Source organism: Rathayibacter sp. AY1C7, assembly GCF_002931865.1.
GTDB lineage: Bacteria > Actinomycetota > Actinomycetes > Actinomycetales > Microbacteriaceae > Rathayibacter.
Genome location: NZ_PSWB01000020.1, coordinates 1 through 17,508 on the forward strand (window position 1 = coordinate 1; position 17,508 = coordinate 17,508).

Sequence of the window (17,508 nt, forward strand, 5' to 3'; positions counted from 1 at the left end):
CCCCCGGCGCTCCGCTGACCCGCCGCGAGGCCCGCGAGCGCGAGGGCCGCATCCGGCCCGCCGCACCCGCCGCCGCTCCCGCGCAGCCCTCGGCTCCCGCCCCGGTGCACCCCGCCCCGGAGGGGTCGTTCTCGTCCCGCCGCGACCGCCGCGAAGCGGAGGGGCACCGGCTCCGCACCGCGCCCGCCCGTCGCGGGGCCTCCTTCTTCCGCCCGTCCCCGCGCACGCTCGCGCTCGCCGTCTCCGGCGGGCTCGTCGTCGTGGCCGTCGCGTCGAGCCTGAGCCTCACCGTCGGCACCGGCTCCTCGGCCGAGTCGGCCATCGCGACGCCCTCCGCTGCTCCGACCTCGACCAGCGTCGCCGTGCTCCCCGCGACCACTGCCTCCGCCCGGGTCGTCCTCAGCTCCGTCTCCACCACCTCCGGCACCGTCGCCGGCGGCACGAGCGTGACGCTCGAGGGATCGAACCTGGACTCGGTCGCCACCGTGCGCTTCGGCGAGGCCGAGGGCAGCGTCGCGGTCGACAACCCCGACCAGATCACGGTCACCGCCCCTCCGGCCGACGGAGAGGCAGCGGGCGAGGTCCCGGTCGCCTTCTTCGACGCCGACGGTCAGGCCATCACGTTCGACGCGGTCACCGACTCCGCCGCGGCGGTCACCGTCGACGGGACCCCGGCCGACGCGGTGCAGCCGGCCGTCGACACGTCGGGCGCCGCGGAGGGCACGACGGCCGAGGCCTCGACCGACCTCGCCGCCCCGACCGCGACCGCCACTCCCAGCCCCGCCGCGACCGGCGTGCTCGCCAGCACGAAGGTCGTCGCCTCGGCGATCACCTTCGCCTACACGCCCGACCCGGCGATCGAGGCCGCGAAGGCCCAGGCCGCGCTGGACGCGAGCCGCCTGGCCTCGCAGCTCGACTACCTCTCCACCTACTGGAACGACTACAACTCGGCCCAGTACGGCGTGATCTCGGGCAACGACTGCGTCAATTTCACCTCGCAGTCGCTGATCGCCCGCGGCTGGGAGATGGATGGCGAGTGGAGCTACTCCTCCTCCGGCGGCTACAGCTCCGCCTGGGCGTCGTCGACAGCGTTCAACGCCTACCTCGCCGCGCACCCCGAGCGCGCGACCGCCATCCCCGACTCCGAGCGGAGCCGGGTGAAGCCGGGCGACATCGTCCAGTTCGACTGGGACGGCTCGGGCGACTGGGACCACACGGGCGTCGTGACCAGCGTCGACGGCGACAGGATCCTCTACTCCTCGCACACCGCCGACAACCATGACCAGAGCATCGACGCGGCCTCCGCCGGCCGGATCATGTTCTGGGGCGTCTGACGCTCGACGCACCCGCTCCACGCACGACGACGGGGCCGCCACCGCTGATGCGGTGACGGCCCCGTCGAGGTTCCGGTCAGATCACTTCTTGAAGACGTCCTTGACGTCCTCGCCGACCTTCTTGGTGTGGGCCTTGGTCTGGTCGGCCTGGCCCTCGGCCTCGAGGCGCTCGTTGTCCGTCAGCTTGCCGACGGCCTCCTTGGCCTTGCCGACCAGGTTCTCGGCTGCGTTGCGGATCTTGTCGTCTGCACCCATGAGGGGCTCCTTCTGTTCGGTGTGACCATCCGCCGGCGGGTGCCGGGGAAGCTGCGGGACCGGGGTCAGGCGACCCGGTCCTCCTTGGAGAAGCCGGCCCGGGCGCTCGAGGCGACCTCGAGCAGGACCGGCAGGCGGGCGCCGAGCAGGGCGTCGAGCGCGTCGACCTCCTGGTGCACGGCGTCGACCACGGTGCGGGGCGAGACGCCGCCGCGGGGGAGGACGCGCACCTTCAGCGCCGTCTCGGAGCCGTGGCGGTAGGCCGCGACCGTGACGTCGAGGAGCTCCGTCCGGCCCGCGAGGGCCGTCTCGAGGACGTCCTCCGCGAAGCCGGTCGCGATCTCGATCCCTCCGGCGGGCGCGCCCTCGGCCTCGTCGCGGAGGACGGTGCCGGTGCGGCCGTGACCGTGGGCGAAGGCCATCACCAGCGCGAGGACGATGCCGAGGAGGCAGATCCCGACGACGGCGTAGAGCGGCCAGAGGACGGCGGCATCGCTCCAGGCGGTGCCCTCCTCGGGGGAGAGGCGCGACACCAGGGCCGCGCCCTCGCCGTCGGCGAAGGAGAGGACGGAGTCGCGGACCGGCTGCGAGACGGCGATCAGGACGGCCCCGGCGCTGACCAGCGCGAGCACGAGGCCCACGACGAGCAGGACGAGCCGGTTGACGAAGCGGTTGCTCGTGGTCATCAGATCCTCCCGGAGGTCGAGACGCGGACGGTGGAGCGCGGGGCGGGCTTCGCGCCGATGCGGACGAGCTCCTCGTCGACGGCGCTCTGCACGGCGTCGCGGTCGACCGCGATGCCGGAGGCGGGGGTCACCTCGACCAGTGCGGTGCGCCGGCCGAGCGAGGCGCGGGTGTCCTCGCGGCGGGAGTGGGCGGCCGTGCGGGCTGCGCGGGCCAGGGAGGAGGCGATCACGCCGTCGTCCACGACCACGGCGAGGCGGTCGTCGTCCACGGTGTGGCGGGCCCGGGCCCCGGGCGCCAGTGCGAGCACCAGAAGGACCAGAGCGAGGACGCCCGCGCCGACGGCCACGCCGATGAGGGCGGGGTTCGCCAGCGATGCGACTCCGACGATCGCGCCCAGCAGGGCGGACGGTGCGGCGAGCAGGGGCGCGGCGCCGAGGATCGCGAGCACCGCCTCCGTGCCGACGTAGGCCGCGACCAGGGCGATGAGCACCAGGACGACGATCTGCGCGGCGGAGCGGGACTTGTGGGTCTCGCGACGGAGGTAGCGGCTGTAGCGGGTGTCGGGCGCCGACGGTGCGGGGCTCATGCGACTCTCCTCGTGCTTCGGGTGCGGGTGCCCGTGACCCGGATGTCGATCCGGCTGACGGTGCGCCCGGTCAGCGCCTCCATGCGTGAGGCGATGCGGGTGCGGTCGCCGCGCAGGCGCTCGAGCAGGGAGCCGCCGGCCAGGGCGGTGCCCGGCTCGACGACGACCGGCGCGGTCACCGCGAGGGCGAGGCCGCCCCGGTCATCGGAGAGGCGGACGCGGATCGCGGAGACCTCCACGCCCAGCTCCTCGTGGACGATCGCCACGGCGGCGCGTTCGATGGAGCGGACGGTGATGGTGACGGTGCCCGCCACCGGCGATGCGGGACGCGTGTCGAGAGCGGTCACGGTGGGCTCCTAGCGGGAGGTGGTGCGGCCGCGGAACACGTCCACGAGGCTGCGCACGTCGAGTGTGCCGTCGGCGATGCGGGCGATCACGACGCCGAGGGCCATGAAGAGGGCGGTGAGGACGAGGCCCCAGAATCCGAACATCAGGGCCGCGAAGGCGAGGATCGCGCCGACCACGACACCGAGGACGGTGCTGCGGCCGCCGGGGGCGGTGGGCGCGGGGCGCTGGAAGTCGCTCATCGGACGCGGCTCTCGGTGGCCTCGTCGTCCTTGTCGTCGCCGGGGATGTGCACGTCGACGACGGCGACGTTGATCTCGGAGACGGCCATGCCGACGAGCTCGGTGATGGCCTCGGAGACGGCGGCGCGGACGGAGTCGGCGACCTTCTGCATCGGCACGGGGTACTCGACGACGATGGTCACGTCAGCCGCGACCTGGGTCTCGCCGACCTCGACGCTCACGCCCTGGGCGTGGTCGGCGCCGCCGACGGCCTGGCGGATCGCGCCGAAGGCACGGGCGGCGTTGTTGCCGAGGGCGAAGACGCCGGGCACCTGACGGGCCGCGATGCCAGCGACCTTGGCCACGACGCTGTCGTCGATGACCGTGGTGCCCTGAGCGGTGCCGGAGGTCCGCGAGCCGCCGAGGGTCGTGACCGTGTCGACGGAGGTCTTGTCGACGCGGGTGGTGGAGGGGGTGCGCGTGGTGTCGCTCATGAGGTCTCCTGGACGTCTCATCGGCTGCCGTTGCTGAGCAGACCGGGGTCGAAGGCCCGGCGGAAATCCGGTCGGGCTGTGCTTTCATGAGTGAGACGGAGCCCGGACGGCGTTCGTCACGGTGCTCGGCGGACTTTTTCCTGAGCGTCACCTGAGAGGCGGCCCGAGGCCGCGTGAGCGGAGAGGGAGGAGGCGCCGTGCCCGGACTGGAAGCGGCGAGCGACGCGCTGCTCGCCGAGCGCTCCGCCGAGGGCGACGTGCGCGCCTTCGAGGTGCTCGTCAAGCGGCACCAGTCGATCCTCCGCGCCTACGCCTGGCGCCTCACCGGCTCGCAGGCCGACGCCTCCGACGCCGTGCAGAACGCGCTGATCACGGTCTGGGCGCAGCTCCCGCAGCTCAAGGAGCCGGCGAGCGTGCGCAGCTGGATGATGCGGATCGTCAGCCGCTCCAGCGTCGACCTGCTGCGCCAGCGCCGCCCGACCGACGACGTCGACGCCGTGGAGCATCCCCCGGCCCGAGAGCCCGGCCCGTTCGAGGCCGCCGAGCAGAGCGACGCCATGCGGGCTCTCGCGCACGCCCTGTCCGAGCTGCCGGAGTCGCAGCGGCAGTGCTGGGTGCTGCGCGAGGTCGGCGGGGAGTCGTACAACGAGATCGCCGATCACCTCGGTCTCACGGTGACCGCCGTGCGGGGCAAGCTGGCCCGCGCGCGCGAGTCGCTGGTCGTGGCGATGGAGGACTGGCGATGAGGGAGCAGACGCGATGAACGCGGACCAGGGTCCCGGCGACGGGCCGGAGCGCGCGGGGGAGCACGACGTCGTGCTGCCGCCCGCGCTCGAGCAGGAGGCGGACGCGACGGAGCAGGAGGGCGACGGCATCGGCATCGACGAGCTGAGCGACTACCTCGACCGCGGGCGCACTCCGTACGACCCCGCCATCGAGGAGTCGCCGGAGCACCGGCGCACTCTGCGCGCCCTCGAGCGCGTGCGCGCCCTCTCCGGCGCGCTCATCGACGACGACGCCGCACGCCTGCCCGCGCCGGAGGAGAGCTGGTTCGGCTCGATCCTCACCCAGGTCCGCCGCGAGTCGCGGGCCGGACGCGACATCCCGCTGGCGAGCGTCCAGCCCGACGTGGCGCTCACGATCACCGAGGGAGCGGTCCGCGGACTCGTGCGCGAGGCTGGGGACAGCGTCGCCGGCGTGCTGGTCGGCCGCTGCCGCCTGGTCGGCGACATCGCCGAGCCGGGCGCGGAGGTCGTGGTGGAGCTGACGATCTCGGTCTTCTGGGGGGTGCCGATCGCCGAGGCGGCCCAGCAGGTGCGCGAGCGCGTGCACTCGCGGCTGCTGACCCAGACCGAGCTGCGGGTGTCGAGGATCGACGTCCGCGTGGAGGACGTCTACGTCCCCGGGACGGAGGAGTCGTGAGCGGCCTCGAGTCGGCGGCCCCGGTCGATCCGGTGTCCGCGCTCGCTGCGGAGCTGCGCGCCCTGGACGGCGTCGCGACCCTGATGCCGGCCAGGCCCGAGGTGCGCGACGTGCTCGCGCACGCGGCGACGGCGCTGAGCGCGACCGGGATCGTGGTCGAGCCGCTGGGCACCGCGAGCGGCGGCACGTTCGCCGATCCGGTTCTGGTCCGCGTCGCGGGGGACGAGGTGTCCGTGGCCGTCGACCTCTGCGTGACCGCGGAGGCGTCCGCGCCGGACGTGGCGCGCGCGATCGGAGCCGCGGTGCGCGAGTGGTGCGTCCGGGTGCATCCGGAGCTGCGGCCGCGGGTGACCGTCCGGGTCGCCGCGATCGACTAGCCGGATCGGGGAGCGGGCGCGGCTGTCCGCCGGGCGGGACGCCCCGCCGTGAGGAGCGGAGCCGGGCCGAGCGCTCTCGTGCTTCTCCGGAGTGCACCGTACCGACCGGAGCGACGGTGCTCCGGGCCGCCCGGGGTCGGTGTCCGCTCCGTCCTCCTTGAGGAGCTTCCCCCTCAGGCGCGCTCGGCGAGGAACGCGTCCGTCTCGGCCGCCGTCGGCGCGGACACCGCCGCTCCGGCGCGGGTGACCGAGATCGCCGCGGCCGCGCTCGCCCAGCGGGTGAGGGCGACCAGCTGCTCCGGATCGTCGAGCCGTGCTCCCGTGGCGGCGAGCCGGGCCGAGAAGGCGCCGCAGAAGGTGTCCCCGGCGCCGGTGGTGTCCACGGCCTCCACCCGGAAGGCCGGGGTGCGCACCGGCTCGCGGTCGCGGACCGCCACGACGACGCCGTCGGAGCCGAGGGTGACCAGCACGAGCGGCACCAGCGCGGTGAGGGCAGCGGCGAGCGCGTCGTCGTCGGCGGCGGTGATGCCGCGATCGGCGGCGAGATCGCGGGCCTCGTGCTCGTTGACGATCAGCACGTCGAGCACCGCCAGGAGCTCCTCCGGCAGCGGTCCGATCGGGGCGGCGTTCAGGATCGACACCGTGCCGCCGGCGCGCGCGGCGCGGGCCGCCTCCGTCACCGTCGCTGTCGGGATCTCGAGCTGGAGGAGCAGGGCGTCGGCCGCCGCCACCAGGGCCGACTCCTCGGCGGTCAATCCGACCAGGGCGGCGTTCGCTCCGGAGTCGACGACGATCGCGTTCTCCCCGCGCTCGTCCACGGTGATCTGCGCGGTGCCGGTGCGGACGTCGCCGCGGCGGGCGCGCAGCTCCAGCGGCTCCTCGCCGAGGACCGCGGCGAGCCGGTCTCCCGCCGAGTCGCGTCCGAGGCTCGTGACGAAGACGGTGCCGGGCTCGGTCCGTGCGGCCGCGACGGCCTGGTTGAGGCCCTTGCCGCCCGGGAAGGTGCTCGCGTCGAGGGCGAGCACCGTCTCTCCGGGAGCGGGGATGCGGGCGACCCGGTGGACGTGGTCGAGGTTGGCGCTTCCGAGCACGAGGAGGGGCATGCCCTCGACGTTAGAGCACGCGCAAGGGGGTCCGCCGCGGGCTCGGCCGCACCTACGGTGGAGGCATGGAAACTCGAATCCTCGGACGCACCGGCGCCCCCGTCTCCGTCGTCGGCCTCGGAACCTGGCAGCTCGGTGCCGACTGGGGGGACGTCGCCGAGACCGACGCCCTCGCCGTGCTCGACGCAGCGGTGGAGTCGGGAGTGACCCTCTTCGACACCGCCGACGTCTACGGCGACGGCCGCAGCGAGCGGACGATCGGCGCCTACCGCGCGGCGCACCCCGACGCGCAGGTCTTCGTCGCCACCAAGATGGGCCGTCGCGCGGAGCAGATCCCCGCCAACTACGTGCTCGACAACTTCCGCGCCTGGACCGACCGCTCGCGCGCCAACCTCGGCGTCGACACCCTCGATCTGGTGCAGCTGCACTGCCCGCCCACCTCCGTCTACTCCGACGACGCCGTCTACGACGCCCTCGACACCCTCGTCGCCGAGGGCGCGATCGCCGCCTACGGCGTCTCGGTCGAGCGCACGGAGGAGGCGCTGACCGCCATCGCCCGCCCGAACGTCGCGAGCGTCCAGATCATCCTGAACGCGTTCCGCCTCAAGCCGCTCGACGAGGTGCTGCCCGCCGCCCGCGAGGCCGGCGTCGGCATCCTCGCGCGCGTCCCGCTCGCCTCGGGCCTGCTCAGCGGCCGCTACACGACCGAGACCGTGTTCGCGCCGGAGGACCACCGCAGCTACAACCGCGACGGCTCCGCCTTCGACGTCGGCGAGACCTTCTCGGGCGTCGACTTCGCGACCGGCGTGGAGGCCGCGCAGGAGTTCTCCCGCCTCGCCGACGACCACGGCCTCGCCCCCGCGGCGGCCGCGCTCGCCTGGATCATCCAGCAGGAGGGCGTCACCTCGGTGATCCCCGGCGCCCGCTCGCCCGAGCAGGCCCGCGCCAACGCGGCCGCCGCCTCCGCCGCGCCCCTCGGCCCCGCCTTCATGGAGGCCGTGAACGCCCTCTACGACACCCACTTCCGCCCCGCCGTCCACCCGCGCTGGTAGCCGGCCCTTTCCTCACCGCCGCTGAGTCGCCCGAGAAGGCTCGTTCTCCTGGGCGGGAACGAGCCTTCTCGGGCGACTGAGCGCAGCGCCTAGGAGTTCAGCGCCGCGTCCACGATCGTGCGCGCCTCGGCCTGGACCTCGTGCAGGTGGTCGAGGCCGCGGAAGCTCTCGGCGTAGATCTTGTAGACGTCCTCGGTGCCGGAGGGGCGCGCGGCGAACCAGGCGTCCTCGGTGACGACCTTGACGCCTCCGACGGCCGCGCCGTTGCCGGGCGCCTTCGAGAGCTTCGCGGTGATCTCGGACCCGGCGAGGGTCGTCGCCGCGATCGCGTCGCCGTCCAGCTTGCCGAGGGCCGCCTTCTGCGCCTTCGTCGCCACCGCGTCTACGCGCTCGTAGACCGGGTCGCCGAAGCGCTCGGTCAGCTCGCGGTAGAGCGCCGACGGGCTCTTCCCGGTGACCGCCACGATCTCGGAGGCGAGCAGCGCGAGGAGGATGCCGTCCTTGTCGGTGGTCCAGACGGTGCCGTCGAAGCGGAGGAACGAGGCGCCCGCGGACTCCTCGCCCCCGAAGCCGACCGAGCCGTCGACCAGCCCGGGGACGAACCACTTGAAGCCCACCGGGACCTCCCAGAGGCGCCGGCCCAGCGACTCCGCGACCCGGTCGATGATCGAGGAGGAGACCAGCGTCTTGCCGATCGCCGCGTCCTCGCGCCAGCCGGTGCGGTGGCGGTAGAGGTAGTCGATTGCGACGGCCAGGTAGTGGTTGGGGTTCATCAGCCCGCCGTCGGGGGTGACGATGCCGTGCCGGTCCGCGTCGGCGTCGTTGCCGGTGAGGATGTCGAAGTCGCCGGCGCGCGCGACCACCGAGGCCATCGCGCTGGGGGAGGACGGGTCCATCCGGATCTTGCCGTCCCAGTCGAGGGTCATGAAGCCCCAGGCCGGGTCGACCTCCCCGTTCACCACGGTCAGGTCGAGGCCGTGCATCTCGGCGATCAGCTGCCAGTAGTGCACGGAGGCGCCGCCGAGGGGGTCGGCCCCGATCCGCACGCCGGCCTTCCGGATCGCGTCGAGGTCGATGATGTTCGCCAGGTCCGCGACGTAGTGCGTGCGGTAGTCGTAGGTCTCGACCGCGGAGGGCTCGGCCGAGGTCACGCCGCGGTTGCCGTCGGCGATGAGCTCGTTGGCCCGGTCGGCGATCCAGGTCGTCGCGTCGGAGTCGGCGGGGCCGCCGTGCGGCGGGTTGTACTTGAAGCCGCCGTCGCGGGGCGGGTTGTGCGAGGGGGTCACCACGATGCCGTCGGCCCGGTCGGTGTGAGCGGGGTCGTTGTTGTAGCGGAGGATCGCGTGGCTGAGCGCCGGGGTCGGCACGAAGTCGTCGAACTCGTCCACGAGCACGCGGACCTGGTTGCCCACCAGGACCTCGAGGGCGGTGGTGAGGGCCGGGCGGGAGAGCCCGTGCGTGTCGGCGCCGATGAACAGCGGGCCGGTGATGCCCTGCTCGGTCCGGTACTCGACGATCGCCTGGGTGACGGCGGCGATGTGGTCCTCGTTGAAGGCCGTGTCGAACGAGGATCCGCGGTGGCCCGAGGTTCCGAACACCACCTTCTGAGCCGGGTCGGAGACGTCCGGCTTCTTCTCGTAGTACGCCCTCACGAGGGCCTCGACGTCGATGAGATCGGAGGCCTGTGCCGGCTTCCCTGCGCGATCGGTCATGCGGTCCATAGTGGCAGTCCGGCCCCCTCCAGGGGTACCGCGGCTGGCTAGGCTTGCGCCATGCCCGACAGCGCCCCCGAGACCCGTGCCTACAGCTATCTCGGGCCCAGCGGCACGTTCACGGAGGCGGCCCTCGCGCAGGTCCCGGAGGCGCGCGGACAGCTGTGGCGCAGCGTCGCGAACGTGGGGGAGGCGCTGAGCGATCTGGTCACCGGACGCAGCGACGGCGCGGTGATCGCGATCGAGAACTCGGTCGAGGGCGGAGTGACGGCCGCGCAGGACGCGCTGGCGCGGATCCCGGGGCTGCGCATCGTCGGCGAGTACCTGGTGCCGGTGTCGTTCATCCTGGTCGGCCGCCCGGGGACGAGCCTCGAGGAGGTGCGCACCGTCGCCGCGCACCCCGTCGCCTACGGACAGTGCCGGGTGTGGCTCGACCGCGAGATCCCCAGCCACGAGCACCTGCCGGCCTCCAGCAACGTCCAGGCCACCGTCGACCTGCTGGGCGGATCGCCCGCGGACGCGGCCATCGCCCCTCCCGGGATCGTCGCCCACCACGACGTCGTGGTGCTGGCGGAGCGGATCGGCGACAACCCGAACGCCGTCACGCGCTTCGTGCACGTCTCGCGCTCGCACGCGCTGCCCGAGCCGACCGGCGCCGACAAGACCAGCGTGATCGCCGAGCTCCCGGCCGACCAGCCGGGCGCCCTGCTCGACATGCTCGAGCAGTTCGCGACCCGCGGGGTGAACCTGAGCATGATCCAGTCGCGGCCGATCGGCGATGCCCTCGGCCGGTACCGGTTCGTCATCGACCTCGACGGGCACGTCCAGGACGAGCGGGTCGCCGACGCGCTGATGGGGCTGCGGCGCTTCAGCCCGAAGGTGATCTTCCTCGGCTCGTATCCGCGCGCTGACCGCCGCCCGGTCACCTCCGTGCGACGCTACGACGACGAGGTGTTCCTCGAGGCCCGCGACTGGCTGCGCGGGATCCTCTCCCACGAGCCGGAGGTCGACGATGACCGGGGACGACGATGACGGGTCGCGACGATGACTGACGACGACGAACGGGTCGACCCGCGCTACGACCCGGCCTTCCAGCGCGGGTTCTCGGGACCGGTGGAGCGTCTGAGAGGCGACGAGCGGGCGTTCGCGAGGCCCGGCTCGGGTGCCGCCCCCGGCGCTCCCGCCGCCACGTCCGGAGCCGCCGCTCGTCCCGCGCTCCCGGAGTCGCGCGTGGTCCGCCCCGGCTCCTCGTCCGTGCCCGGACCGCGCCGCATCATGGCCCTGCCCGATATCGCCGGAGCCGCCGAGGGCCGGCGGTCGCACCGCCTCGGCGCCGAGACCGCGCCCGCACCCCTGCCGGAGCCGGCCGCCGACCCCGCTCCCGCTGCTCCCGCCGAGCCCGTGCGCGAGGCGCCCCTGCTGCGGAACCCGTGGCTCCTCGTGCTCCTGGTCGCCGGCCTCGCGGGGACCCTGATCGGCCTCGCGCTCCTCTACACCGGCTACTCCTCGCCGCCTCCGCCCTACTACGGCGACTCCGACGTGCCCTCGCCCGCGTGGATCCAGCGGCAGCTCCTCTACTACTCCTGCATCCCCCTGCTGGGCTGCCTGCCGGCGTCGCTGCTGCTGGCGGTCGGAGTGGCCGCGCTGCGGTGGCGCGGCGTCGCCGTGCGGCCCCGCGCCGAGGAGCCGCGCGAGTCCGCGCAGCTCCTCGAGGCCGAGGCTCAGACTCCGGACGCGCCGAAGAGCAGGCCGAGGAGGTAGGTCACCAGGGCCGCGCCGTAGCCGATCCCGAGCTGGCGCAGCGCCCGGGCCAGCGGCGGGGCGCCTGAGAGCAGCCCGACGACCGCGCCGGTGGCGAGCAGGGCGATGCCCACGAGCACGCAGGCGACGACCACCGCGGCGAGCCCCGTCAGGCCGAGCAGGTAGGGCAGCACCGGGATGATCGCGCCCGAGGCGAAGAAGCAGAAGCTCGACAGCGCCGCGCCCATCCCCGTGCCGATCGACTCGTGCTCGTCGACGTCGGGGTCTCCTGCGGGACCGCCCAGCGTGATGGGGGAGGTGACGGCGCCGCCGCGCAGGCCCGTGAAGACGGAGGCGGCACGCGCGTCGGCCTGCTCCTGGGTCATCCCGCGAGCGCGGTAGACCAGGGCGAGCTCGTTCGCGTCGACGTCCAGATCGGGGACGATGCGGTTCGCGTCGAGGTCCGGGCTGGAGGCCGAGAGCAGCTCGCGCTGCGAGCGCACCGAGACGAACTCGCCCGCGCCCATCGAGAGGGCGCCGGCGAGCAGGCCCGCGATGCCCGTGAACAGGACGACCCCCGTCCCGACTCCGCTCGCTCCCACTCCGAGCACGAGGGCGAGGTTCGAGACCAGGCCGTCGTTCGCTCCGAAGACCGCCGCGCGGAACGTCCCGGAGAGGCGGTTGCGACCGCGCTCGGCGAGCCCGCGGACGACCTCGCCGTGGATCCGCTCGTCGGCGGCCATCGCCTCGGTGGCGTCGTCGTCGTCGGCGTAGGGGGAGCGGGCCTCGGCGCGCTGGATCAGGGCGAGGACGAACACGGAGCCGAAGCGGCGGGTGAGGAAGCCCAGGAAGCGCGTGCGGAGGTCCGGGCGGGGCGCGGGCTCCGCCGCGGAGCCGAGCAGCTCGCGCCAGTGCTCCTCGTGGCGTCCCTCGGCCACGGCGAGCGCGAGCAGGATCTCCCGCTCCTCGCCGGAGCGGCGGCCGGCGAGGTCGCGGTACACGGAGGCCTCGGCGAGCTCGTCGGCGAGGTAGCGGCGCCAGCGGCGCACCTGGGCGGGACTGGGGGTGGGGGCGGTGGTCGCCATGCGATCTCCTGGCTCAGGTCCGCCGACCCGCGCGAGAGGACCGGTCAGGACGTGCGTCGACTGACCGAAGGTCTCGTTCGCCCCGGCCGGAGCCGGGGTGGAGCGCCGGGCCCGGATCGTCCCGGACCAGCATGTCGACGCGCCTCGTCGTCCGCTCGGCGGACGGTGGGAACTACTCCCCTTCGCGGGGACCACCGTAGCCGAGATCGGAGGAGAACGCCCGGCCGATCCGCGGGCCGTCGGGCGGACGTCCGCCCGGCCCGGGGCCGGAGCGTCGTCGCGCACGCTCGCGCCGGGTCAGAGCGAGGCGGTCGCCCGGGCGGCGCGGCGGGCCTGGCGCTCGTGCTCGGCGTCCAGGAGCGTGCGCGTGGCGGGGACCGCCAGGAACTCGACCAGGGTGTCCGTCTCCTCGACGATGCGCTCGGCGCGGCCGAGCGGGTCGGTGCGCAGGAGGCGGCGGGCGGCGGACGCGACGTGCGCCGGCTTCGCCGCCAGGGCGCGCACGCGCTCGTCGACGCGACCGGCGAGGTCGGCGCGCGGCACGACCTCGGTCACGAGCTGCCACTCCAGCGCTTCGGCCGCGCGGACCGGGCGGCCCGACAGCACGAAGTCCAGGGCGCGGCGGCGGCCGACGACGCGGGGGAGCGCGGCGGTGACTCCGACGTCCGGGACGAGCCCGACGTCGCCGTACGCGCTGAGGAAGAGGGCGGCGGGAGTCGCGATCACGATGTCGGCGGCCAAAGCGAAGGCGATGCCGGCGCCGGCGACCATGCCGTCGATCGCGCAGACGACGACGGCGCGGCTGTCCTCGAGCAGGCGGATCACCTGGGCGGTCGTGGTCGCGACGTCGCGCAGGTAGTGGTCCGGGTCCTCGGACCCCATGATCGCCGAGATGTCGCCGCCCGTGCAGAACGCGCGGCCGGCCGCGGCGATCACGATGACGGAGCAGCCGGCGTCGGCGTCGAGGTCGGCGACGGTGCTCAGCAGCAGTCGCGCGGTGCCGAGGTCGATCGCGTTGAGGGCGTCGGGGCGGTTGAGGGTGATCCGGGCGACGGAGCCGTCGCGCTCGAGGACGACGCCGGGGGTCGCGTCGATGAGGGGGGTGGCGTGCATGGAAGAGCCTTCAGGGGAGCAGGGGTGTCGAACGCGGGGGGACGTTCTCGGGGGACGACTCACATTCGCAGCCGTCCGCGCGATCGGATGCCTCCTCGCGGCCGATGCTCAGCCGGTCCCGGGGGTACGCGCGGGCGGCGGCCCGTCCCGGCCCTCCTCTACACTGCTGGGGTGATTGATCCCGTACTTCTGCGCGAGAACCCGGACGTCCTGAAGCGCTCGCAGGAGGCGCGCGGCGACTCCGTCGAGCTGGTCGACGAGGCGCTCGAGGCCGACCGCGTGCGCCGTGCGGCGATCACCGAGGCGGAGCGGCTCCGGGCCGAGCAGAACGCCTTCGGCAAGACCGTCGCCAAGGCTCCGAAGGACGAGAAGGCGGCCCTCGTCGCCGAGGCCCAGCGCCTCGCCGCCGCCGCCAAGCAGGCCCAGCAGGAGGCGTCCGAGGCCGACGACGCCTTCACCGTGCTGGTGAAGCGCATCGCCAACCCGATCATCGAGGGCGTCCCCGCGGGCGGCGAGGAGTCGTTCGAGCTCGTCAGGACGGTCGGCGAGCGCCCCGTCTTCGACTTCGCCCCGCGCGACCACCTCGAGCTCGGCGAGCTGCTGGACGGCATCGACATGCAGCGCGGCGCGAAGGTCAGCGGCGCGCGCTTCTACTTCCTCAAAGGCCTGGTCGCCCGCCTCGAGATCGCGCTGATGAACCTGGGCCTCGAGAAGGCGCTCGCCGCCGGCTTCACCCCGCTGATCACGCCGACCCTCGTGCGCCCCGAGATCATGGACGGCACCGGCTTCCTCGGCGAGCACGACGACGAGGTGTACCGCCTCCGCGACGACGACCTCTACCTCACCGGCACCAGCGAGGTCGCCCTCGCCGGCTACCACGCCGACGAGATCCTCGACCTCTCCGGCGGCGCGAAGCGCTACGCGGGCTGGAGCACCTGCTACCGCCGCGAGGCGGGCTCGGGCGGGCGAGACACCCGCGGCATCATCCGCGTGCACCAGTTCAGCAAGCTCGAGATGTTCGTCTACACCCTCCCCGAGGACGCCGAGGCGGAGCACGCGCGCCTGCTCTCGTACCAGGAGGACGTCCTGCAGAGCCTCGGCCTGCACTACCGCGTCATCGACACGGCGGCCGGCGACCTCGGCCAGAGCGCGGCGCGCAAGTTCGACGTGGAGGCGTGGGTCCCCACGCAGGAGACCTACCGCGAGCTGACCTCGACCTCGAACTGCACCACGTTCCAGGCCCGCCGCCTCGACACCCGCTACCGCACCGAGTCGGGGAGGACGGCTCCGGTCGCCACCCTCAACGGCACGCTCGCGACCACCCGCTGGATCGTCGCCCTCCTCGAGACCCACCAGCGGGCGGACGGCTCGGTGCTCGTCCCCGAGGCGCTGCGGCCCCACCTCGGCGGCCTCGAGGTGCTCGAGCCCGTCGCATGAGCGCGGCCCGCGCCTCCGGCCGCCGCCTCGTCGCCCTCGACATCGACGGCACCGTCATGCACGAGGACGGCACCATCGCCCGCGCGGTGACGGACGCGATCACCCGCGTGGCCGCCCAGGGCGACGAGGTGATGCTCGCCACCGGGCGCTCGCCCTCCTCCACCCTGCCGGTCGTCGAGCGCCTCGGGATCTCGCCCGAGTACGTGATCTGCTGCAACGGAGCGGTCACGCTCCGTCGGGACGAGTCCGGTGCCTACGTCCCCGAGACGGTCGAGACCTTCGACCCGACGGAGGTCCTGGAGACCATCCGCCGCTCCCTCCCCGACGCGCACTACGCCGTCGAGGACGCGGACGGCGCCTTCTTCTACACCGAGGCGTTCCCGGGCGGTGCCGTGATGGGTGCCGAGACGACCCACGTCCCCTTCGAGGAGCTGCTCGGTCGGCTGTGCACCCGCGTCGTCGTGATCTCGCCCGAGACCGGGATCGAGGAGTTCACCTCGCTGGTCGAGGAGATGGGCCTGCACCAGGTCAGCTACGCGATCGGCTGGACCGCCTGGCTCGACATCGCCCCGCACGGCGTCAACAAGTCCACCGCGCTCGAGGTCGTCCGCGAGGAGCTGGGCATCGAGCGGAGCGACGTGGTCGCGCTGGGCGACGGCCGCAACGACATCGAGATGCTCACCTGGGCCGCCGCCGAGGGCGCAGGGCTCGCGATGGGGCAGGCGCCCGACGAGGTGCGGGCCGTGGCCTCCGCCGTGATCCCCTCGGTCCACCAGGACGGCGTGGCGGTCGCGCTCTCGGCGCTGCGCTGACCACGGTCCCGCGCGCTCGGCGGTTACTATCGGGTGTCGCTCCTGCGGGAGCGGCCGGGAGGGCTGTCCGAGCGGCCGATGGAGCCAGTCTTGAAAACTGGTGGGCGGAAACGTCTCGTGGGTTCGAATCCCACGCCCTCCGCCACGCCGTCCGCCACGCCGTCCCGTTCTTCGCGTCGCTTCCCGCCGGCGCCTTCCGACGCCCGTCCTGGCGCGCGACGACGGAGGCCTGCCCGCTCTCCTTCGGAACGCGCCAGCCCTCTGTATAGGATTGCGCGACGCCCGGGATCGACGCCCGGCCCTCACCTCCGCACCACTGACGCCTCGACACCGGGAGACGGATGCGCCGCACGGGCCCTTCGATACAGACTCGCGACACTCCGCGCACGCCGCGCCCCTTCGTGCGGCACGGCCGCCAGAAGCGGCACACCCTCGCGCGGACCCTGGTGAAGGGAGCCGCCCTCGTGGGCGGTGTCGGCGTGGTCGCCTCGGTGTCGGTGGTCGCGATCGCGGCGACGCTGATCGTCCAGTCCGTGCAGCCCTCGGTCGACCTGCACCCGGGCGCGGCCGGCTCCAGCGTCGAGGCCGGAGGCGCCCCGGAGATCGGCGCACTGGAGGGCGGCTTCAACGTCCTCGTCGTCGGCAGCGACTCGCGGAAGGGCCAGGGCGACGCCTACGGCGACCCCGATGAGGAGACGAGCGTCCTCAACGACGTCAACATGCTGATGCACGTCTCGGCCGACCACAGCAACGCGACGGTCGTGAGCTTCCCCCGCGACATGTACGTCGACATCCCGGAGTGCGTGAACGCCGCCACGGGTGAGACGATCCCCGCCCGGTACGACACCAAGATCAACGAGGCGATGGGCAGCGACGTCAGCCTCGGCTGCGTGGCAGGGGTCGTCGAGGACCTCATGGGCGTCCGGGTCGACTACGGCGCGGTCGTGCAGTTCAACGGCGTGATCGAGATGTCGAACGCGGTCGGCGGAGTCGACGTCTGCGTCGCGACCGAGATCGCGGACCCCTACACGAACACCTACCTCGAGCCGGGCGTGCACTCGCTCGAGGGCATGGCGGCGCTGCAGTTCCTCCGCAGCCGCCACGGCATCGGCGACGGCAGCGACCTGACCCGCATCAGCAACCAGCAGGTCTTCCTCTCGGCGCTCGTGCGCCGGATCAAGAGCGCGGACACCCTCCTCAACCCGGTCGCGCTCTACGGGCTCGCGAAGGCGGCGCTCGGCAACATGACGCTCTCGACCGGTCTCGACAACGTGAACACGATGGTCCAGATGGGACTCGCGCTGAAGGACGTCGACCTCGCGGACGTCGTCTTCGCGCAGTACCCGACCGGGGCGACTCCGAGCGGAGTGGAGCCGGACCGCGCCGCGGGCGACGTCCTGGCGAGCGCCCTGCAGACCGATCAGCCCATCGCCATCACCGGCGGCACGGGGGCCGGCGCGACCGTGGAGGGCGAGGCCGCGGCTCCGGCCGACACCGCCGCTCCGTCCGGCCCGGCGACCGCGGATCCGCTGGCGACGGCCGAGGCGGCACCCGGCACTCCTGCACCCGGCACTCCTGCAGCGACTCCCGAGGACGGATCCAAGGTTGCCCTGCCAGAATCGGTCACCGGCCAGAGCGCCGACCAGCAGACCTGCTCGGTCGGCTTCTTCGGCTGAGCCGAGGTCGGGCGGCACCACGGGTGCTCTCCACCTCGCGCGCTGACTCCGGGACGA

Annotated in this window: 20 protein-coding genes and 1 tRNA gene; 11 read left to right on the forward strand and 10 right to left on the reverse strand. The window is 73.6% G+C overall.

All coding sequences use genetic code 11. From position 1 onward, the window contains the following. Nucleotides 1–1,334, forward strand: a 1,334-nt coding sequence (locus C5C69_RS11340; RefSeq protein WP_104257942.1) for an amidase domain-containing protein, incomplete at its 5' end; no start/stop codon positions are given. An 81-nt stretch (nt 1,335–1,415) separates the two neighbouring features. Here the strand turns inward: C5C69_RS11340 and C5C69_RS11345 are convergent. The 6 genes from C5C69_RS11345 to C5C69_RS11370 all read right to left on the reverse strand — a co-directional run bounded on the left by C5C69_RS11345 (nt 1,416) and on the right by C5C69_RS11370 (nt 3,922). After that, nucleotides 1,416–1,589, reverse strand: a complete 174-nt coding sequence (locus C5C69_RS11345) for a CsbD family protein (protein ID WP_104226788.1) — start codon at nt 1,587–1,589, stop codon at nt 1,416–1,418. A gap of 65 nt (nt 1,590–1,654) precedes the next feature. Continuing rightward, nucleotides 1,655–2,275, reverse strand: a complete 621-nt coding sequence (locus C5C69_RS11350) for a hypothetical protein (protein WP_104224951.1) — start codon at nt 2,273–2,275, stop codon at nt 1,655–1,657. Then, nucleotides 2,275–2,862 carry a DUF6286 domain-containing protein gene (locus C5C69_RS11355; RefSeq protein ID WP_104257943.1) on the reverse strand — a complete coding sequence of 196 codons (588 nt, stop codon included), beginning with the start codon at nt 2,860–2,862 and terminating at the stop codon, nt 2,275–2,277. Before C5C69_RS11355 ends, C5C69_RS11350 begins: the two co-directional genes overlap by 1 nt. Continuing rightward, nucleotides 2,859–3,209, reverse strand: coding sequence for a hypothetical protein (locus C5C69_RS11360; protein ID WP_104233949.1), 351 nt, complete (start codon nt 3,207–3,209; stop codon nt 2,859–2,861). The genes C5C69_RS11355 and C5C69_RS11360 overlap by 4 nt, the downstream gene beginning before the upstream one ends. A gap of 9 nt (nt 3,210–3,218) precedes the next feature. Beyond that, the gene (locus tag C5C69_RS11365; protein ID WP_104233948.1) at nt 3,219–3,449 is read right to left on the reverse strand and encodes a DUF2273 domain-containing protein; all 231 of its coding nucleotides are present in this window, start codon (nt 3,447–3,449) and stop codon (nt 3,219–3,221) included. Beyond that, nucleotides 3,446–3,922 (reverse strand): Asp23/Gls24 family envelope stress response protein, encoded by a 477-nt coding sequence (locus tag C5C69_RS11370; protein WP_104224955.1) that lies wholly within the window; start codon nt 3,920–3,922, stop codon nt 3,446–3,448. The genes C5C69_RS11365 and C5C69_RS11370 overlap by 4 nt, the downstream gene beginning before the upstream one ends. Nucleotides 3,923–4,119: 197 nt before the next feature. Here C5C69_RS11370 and C5C69_RS11375 point away from each other — a divergent pair, with 197 nt between their 5' ends. The 3 genes from C5C69_RS11375 to C5C69_RS11385 are packed head-to-tail and all read left to right on the forward strand — an operon-like array spanning nt 4,120 to nt 5,721. Beyond that, nucleotides 4,120–4,668 (forward strand): RNA polymerase sigma factor, encoded by a 549-nt coding sequence (locus tag C5C69_RS11375; RefSeq protein WP_104224956.1) that lies wholly within the window; start codon nt 4,120–4,122, stop codon nt 4,666–4,668. 13 nt (nt 4,669–4,681) lie between these two features. Further along, nucleotides 4,682–5,344: an Asp23/Gls24 family envelope stress response protein gene (locus C5C69_RS11380; RefSeq protein WP_104233947.1), complete on the forward strand. Its 663-nt coding sequence runs from the start codon at nt 4,682–4,684 to the stop codon at nt 5,342–5,344. Then, complete coding sequence (locus tag C5C69_RS11385; protein WP_104233946.1) at nt 5,341–5,721, forward strand: hypothetical protein; 381 nt, start codon at nt 5,341–5,343, stop codon at nt 5,719–5,721. The genes C5C69_RS11380 and C5C69_RS11385 overlap by 4 nt, the downstream gene beginning before the upstream one ends. A gap of 173 nt (nt 5,722–5,894) precedes the next feature. Here the strand turns inward: C5C69_RS11385 and C5C69_RS11390 are convergent, their stop codons facing one another. Next, the gene (locus C5C69_RS11390) at nt 5,895–6,824 is read right to left on the reverse strand and encodes a ribokinase (RefSeq protein WP_104233945.1); all 930 of its coding nucleotides are present in this window, start codon (nt 6,822–6,824) and stop codon (nt 5,895–5,897) included. A 65-nt stretch (nt 6,825–6,889) separates the two neighbouring features. Here C5C69_RS11390 and C5C69_RS11395 point away from each other — a divergent pair, with 65 nt between their 5' ends. After that, nucleotides 6,890–7,876, forward strand: coding sequence for an aldo/keto reductase (locus tag C5C69_RS11395; RefSeq protein ID WP_104233944.1), 987 nt, complete (start codon nt 6,890–6,892; stop codon nt 7,874–7,876). A gap of 89 nt (nt 7,877–7,965) precedes the next feature. Here C5C69_RS11395 and pgm read toward each other — a convergent pair whose 3' ends face one another. Beyond that, nucleotides 7,966–9,588, reverse strand: a complete 1,623-nt coding sequence (pgm, locus tag C5C69_RS11400; protein ID WP_104226793.1) for a phosphoglucomutase (alpha-D-glucose-1,6-bisphosphate-dependent) — start codon at nt 9,586–9,588, stop codon at nt 7,966–7,968. A gap of 60 nt (nt 9,589–9,648) precedes the next feature. Here pgm and pheA point away from each other — a divergent pair, with 60 nt between their 5' ends. Together pheA and C5C69_RS11410 are read left to right on the forward strand one after the other, a co-directional pair. Further along, complete coding sequence (pheA, locus tag C5C69_RS11405) at nt 9,649–10,620, forward strand: prephenate dehydratase (protein ID WP_104226780.1); 972 nt, start codon at nt 9,649–9,651, stop codon at nt 10,618–10,620. Between the two features lie 12 nt (nt 10,621–10,632). Further along, on the forward strand, nt 10,633–11,349 hold the full coding sequence (locus C5C69_RS11410; protein WP_104233943.1) for a hypothetical protein: 717 nt from the start codon (nt 10,633–10,635) through the stop codon (nt 11,347–11,349). Here the strand turns inward: C5C69_RS11410 and C5C69_RS11415 are convergent. After that, on the reverse strand, nt 11,310–12,413 hold the full coding sequence (locus C5C69_RS11415; protein WP_104224963.1) for a VIT1/CCC1 family protein: 1,104 nt from the start codon (nt 12,411–12,413) through the stop codon (nt 11,310–11,312). The genes C5C69_RS11410 and C5C69_RS11415 overlap by 40 nt on opposite strands. 297 nt (nt 12,414–12,710) lie before the next feature. Beyond that, a complete protein-coding gene (locus C5C69_RS11420) occupies nt 12,711–13,526 on the reverse strand; it encodes an enoyl-CoA hydratase/isomerase family protein (protein ID WP_104233942.1) in 816 nt (271 codons plus the stop codon). Nucleotides 13,527–13,697: 171 nt separating this feature from the next. Here C5C69_RS11420 and serS point away from each other — a divergent pair, with 171 nt between their 5' ends. From serS to C5C69_RS11440, 4 genes are all read left to right on the forward strand, one after another. Continuing rightward, nucleotides 13,698–14,963 carry a serine--tRNA ligase gene (gene serS / locus C5C69_RS11425; RefSeq protein ID WP_104233941.1) on the forward strand — a complete coding sequence of 422 codons (1,266 nt, stop codon included), beginning with the start codon at nt 13,698–13,700 and terminating at the stop codon, nt 14,961–14,963. Beyond that, nucleotides 14,960–15,775, forward strand: a complete 816-nt coding sequence (locus tag C5C69_RS11430; protein WP_104233940.1) for an HAD family hydrolase — start codon at nt 14,960–14,962, stop codon at nt 15,773–15,775. The genes serS and C5C69_RS11430 overlap by 4 nt, the downstream gene beginning before the upstream one ends. Before the next feature lie 57 nt (nt 15,776–15,832). Then, nucleotides 15,833–15,920: transfer RNA gene (locus C5C69_RS11435), tRNA-Ser, on the forward strand. Nucleotides 15,921–16,176: 256 nt separating this feature from the next. Next, nucleotides 16,177–17,451 (forward strand): LCP family protein, encoded by a 1,275-nt coding sequence (locus C5C69_RS11440; protein WP_258066007.1) that lies wholly within the window; start codon nt 16,177–16,179, stop codon nt 17,449–17,451. Nucleotides 17,452–17,508: the final 57 nt, after the last annotated feature.

Bases quoted from the DNA above. Each gene is read 5' to 3' on its own strand.
- C5C69_RS11345 (WP_104226788.1), bottom strand. From the start codon at position 1,589: ATGGGTGCAGACGACAAGATCCGCAACGCAGCCGAGAACCTGGTCGGC.
- C5C69_RS11350 (WP_104224951.1), bottom strand. From the start codon at position 2,275: ATGACCACGAGCAACCGCTTCGTCAACCGGCTCGTCCTGCTCGTCGTG.
- C5C69_RS11355 (WP_104257943.1), bottom strand. From the start codon at position 2,862: ATGAGCCCCGCACCGTCGGCGCCCGACACCCGCTACAGCCGCTACCTC.
- C5C69_RS11365 (WP_104233948.1), bottom strand. From the start codon at position 3,449: ATGAGCGACTTCCAGCGCCCCGCGCCCACCGCCCCCGGCGGCCGCAGC.
- C5C69_RS11370 (WP_104224955.1), bottom strand. From the start codon at position 3,922: ATGAGCGACACCACGCGCACCCCCTCCACCACCCGCGTCGACAAGACC.
- C5C69_RS11380 (WP_104233947.1), top strand. From the start codon at position 4,682: ATGAACGCGGACCAGGGTCCCGGCGACGGGCCGGAGCGCGCGGGGGAG.
- C5C69_RS11390 (WP_104233945.1), bottom strand. From the start codon at position 6,824: ATGCCCCTCCTCGTGCTCGGAAGCGCCAACCTCGACCACGTCCACCGG.
- C5C69_RS11395 (WP_104233944.1), top strand. From the start codon at position 6,890: ATGGAAACTCGAATCCTCGGACGCACCGGCGCCCCCGTCTCCGTCGTC.
- pgm (WP_104226793.1), bottom strand. From the start codon at position 9,588: ATGACCGATCGCGCAGGGAAGCCGGCACAGGCCTCCGATCTCATCGAC.
- pheA (WP_104226780.1), top strand. From the start codon at position 9,649: ATGCCCGACAGCGCCCCCGAGACCCGTGCCTACAGCTATCTCGGGCCC.
- C5C69_RS11410 (WP_104233943.1), top strand. From the start codon at position 10,633: ATGACTGACGACGACGAACGGGTCGACCCGCGCTACGACCCGGCCTTC.
- C5C69_RS11415 (WP_104224963.1), bottom strand. From the start codon at position 12,413: ATGGCGACCACCGCCCCCACCCCCAGTCCCGCCCAGGTGCGCCGCTGG.
- C5C69_RS11420 (WP_104233942.1), bottom strand. From the start codon at position 13,526: ATGCACGCCACCCCCCTCATCGACGCGACCCCCGGCGTCGTCCTCGAG.
- C5C69_RS11430 (WP_104233940.1), top strand. From the start codon at position 14,960: ATGAGCGCGGCCCGCGCCTCCGGCCGCCGCCTCGTCGCCCTCGACATC.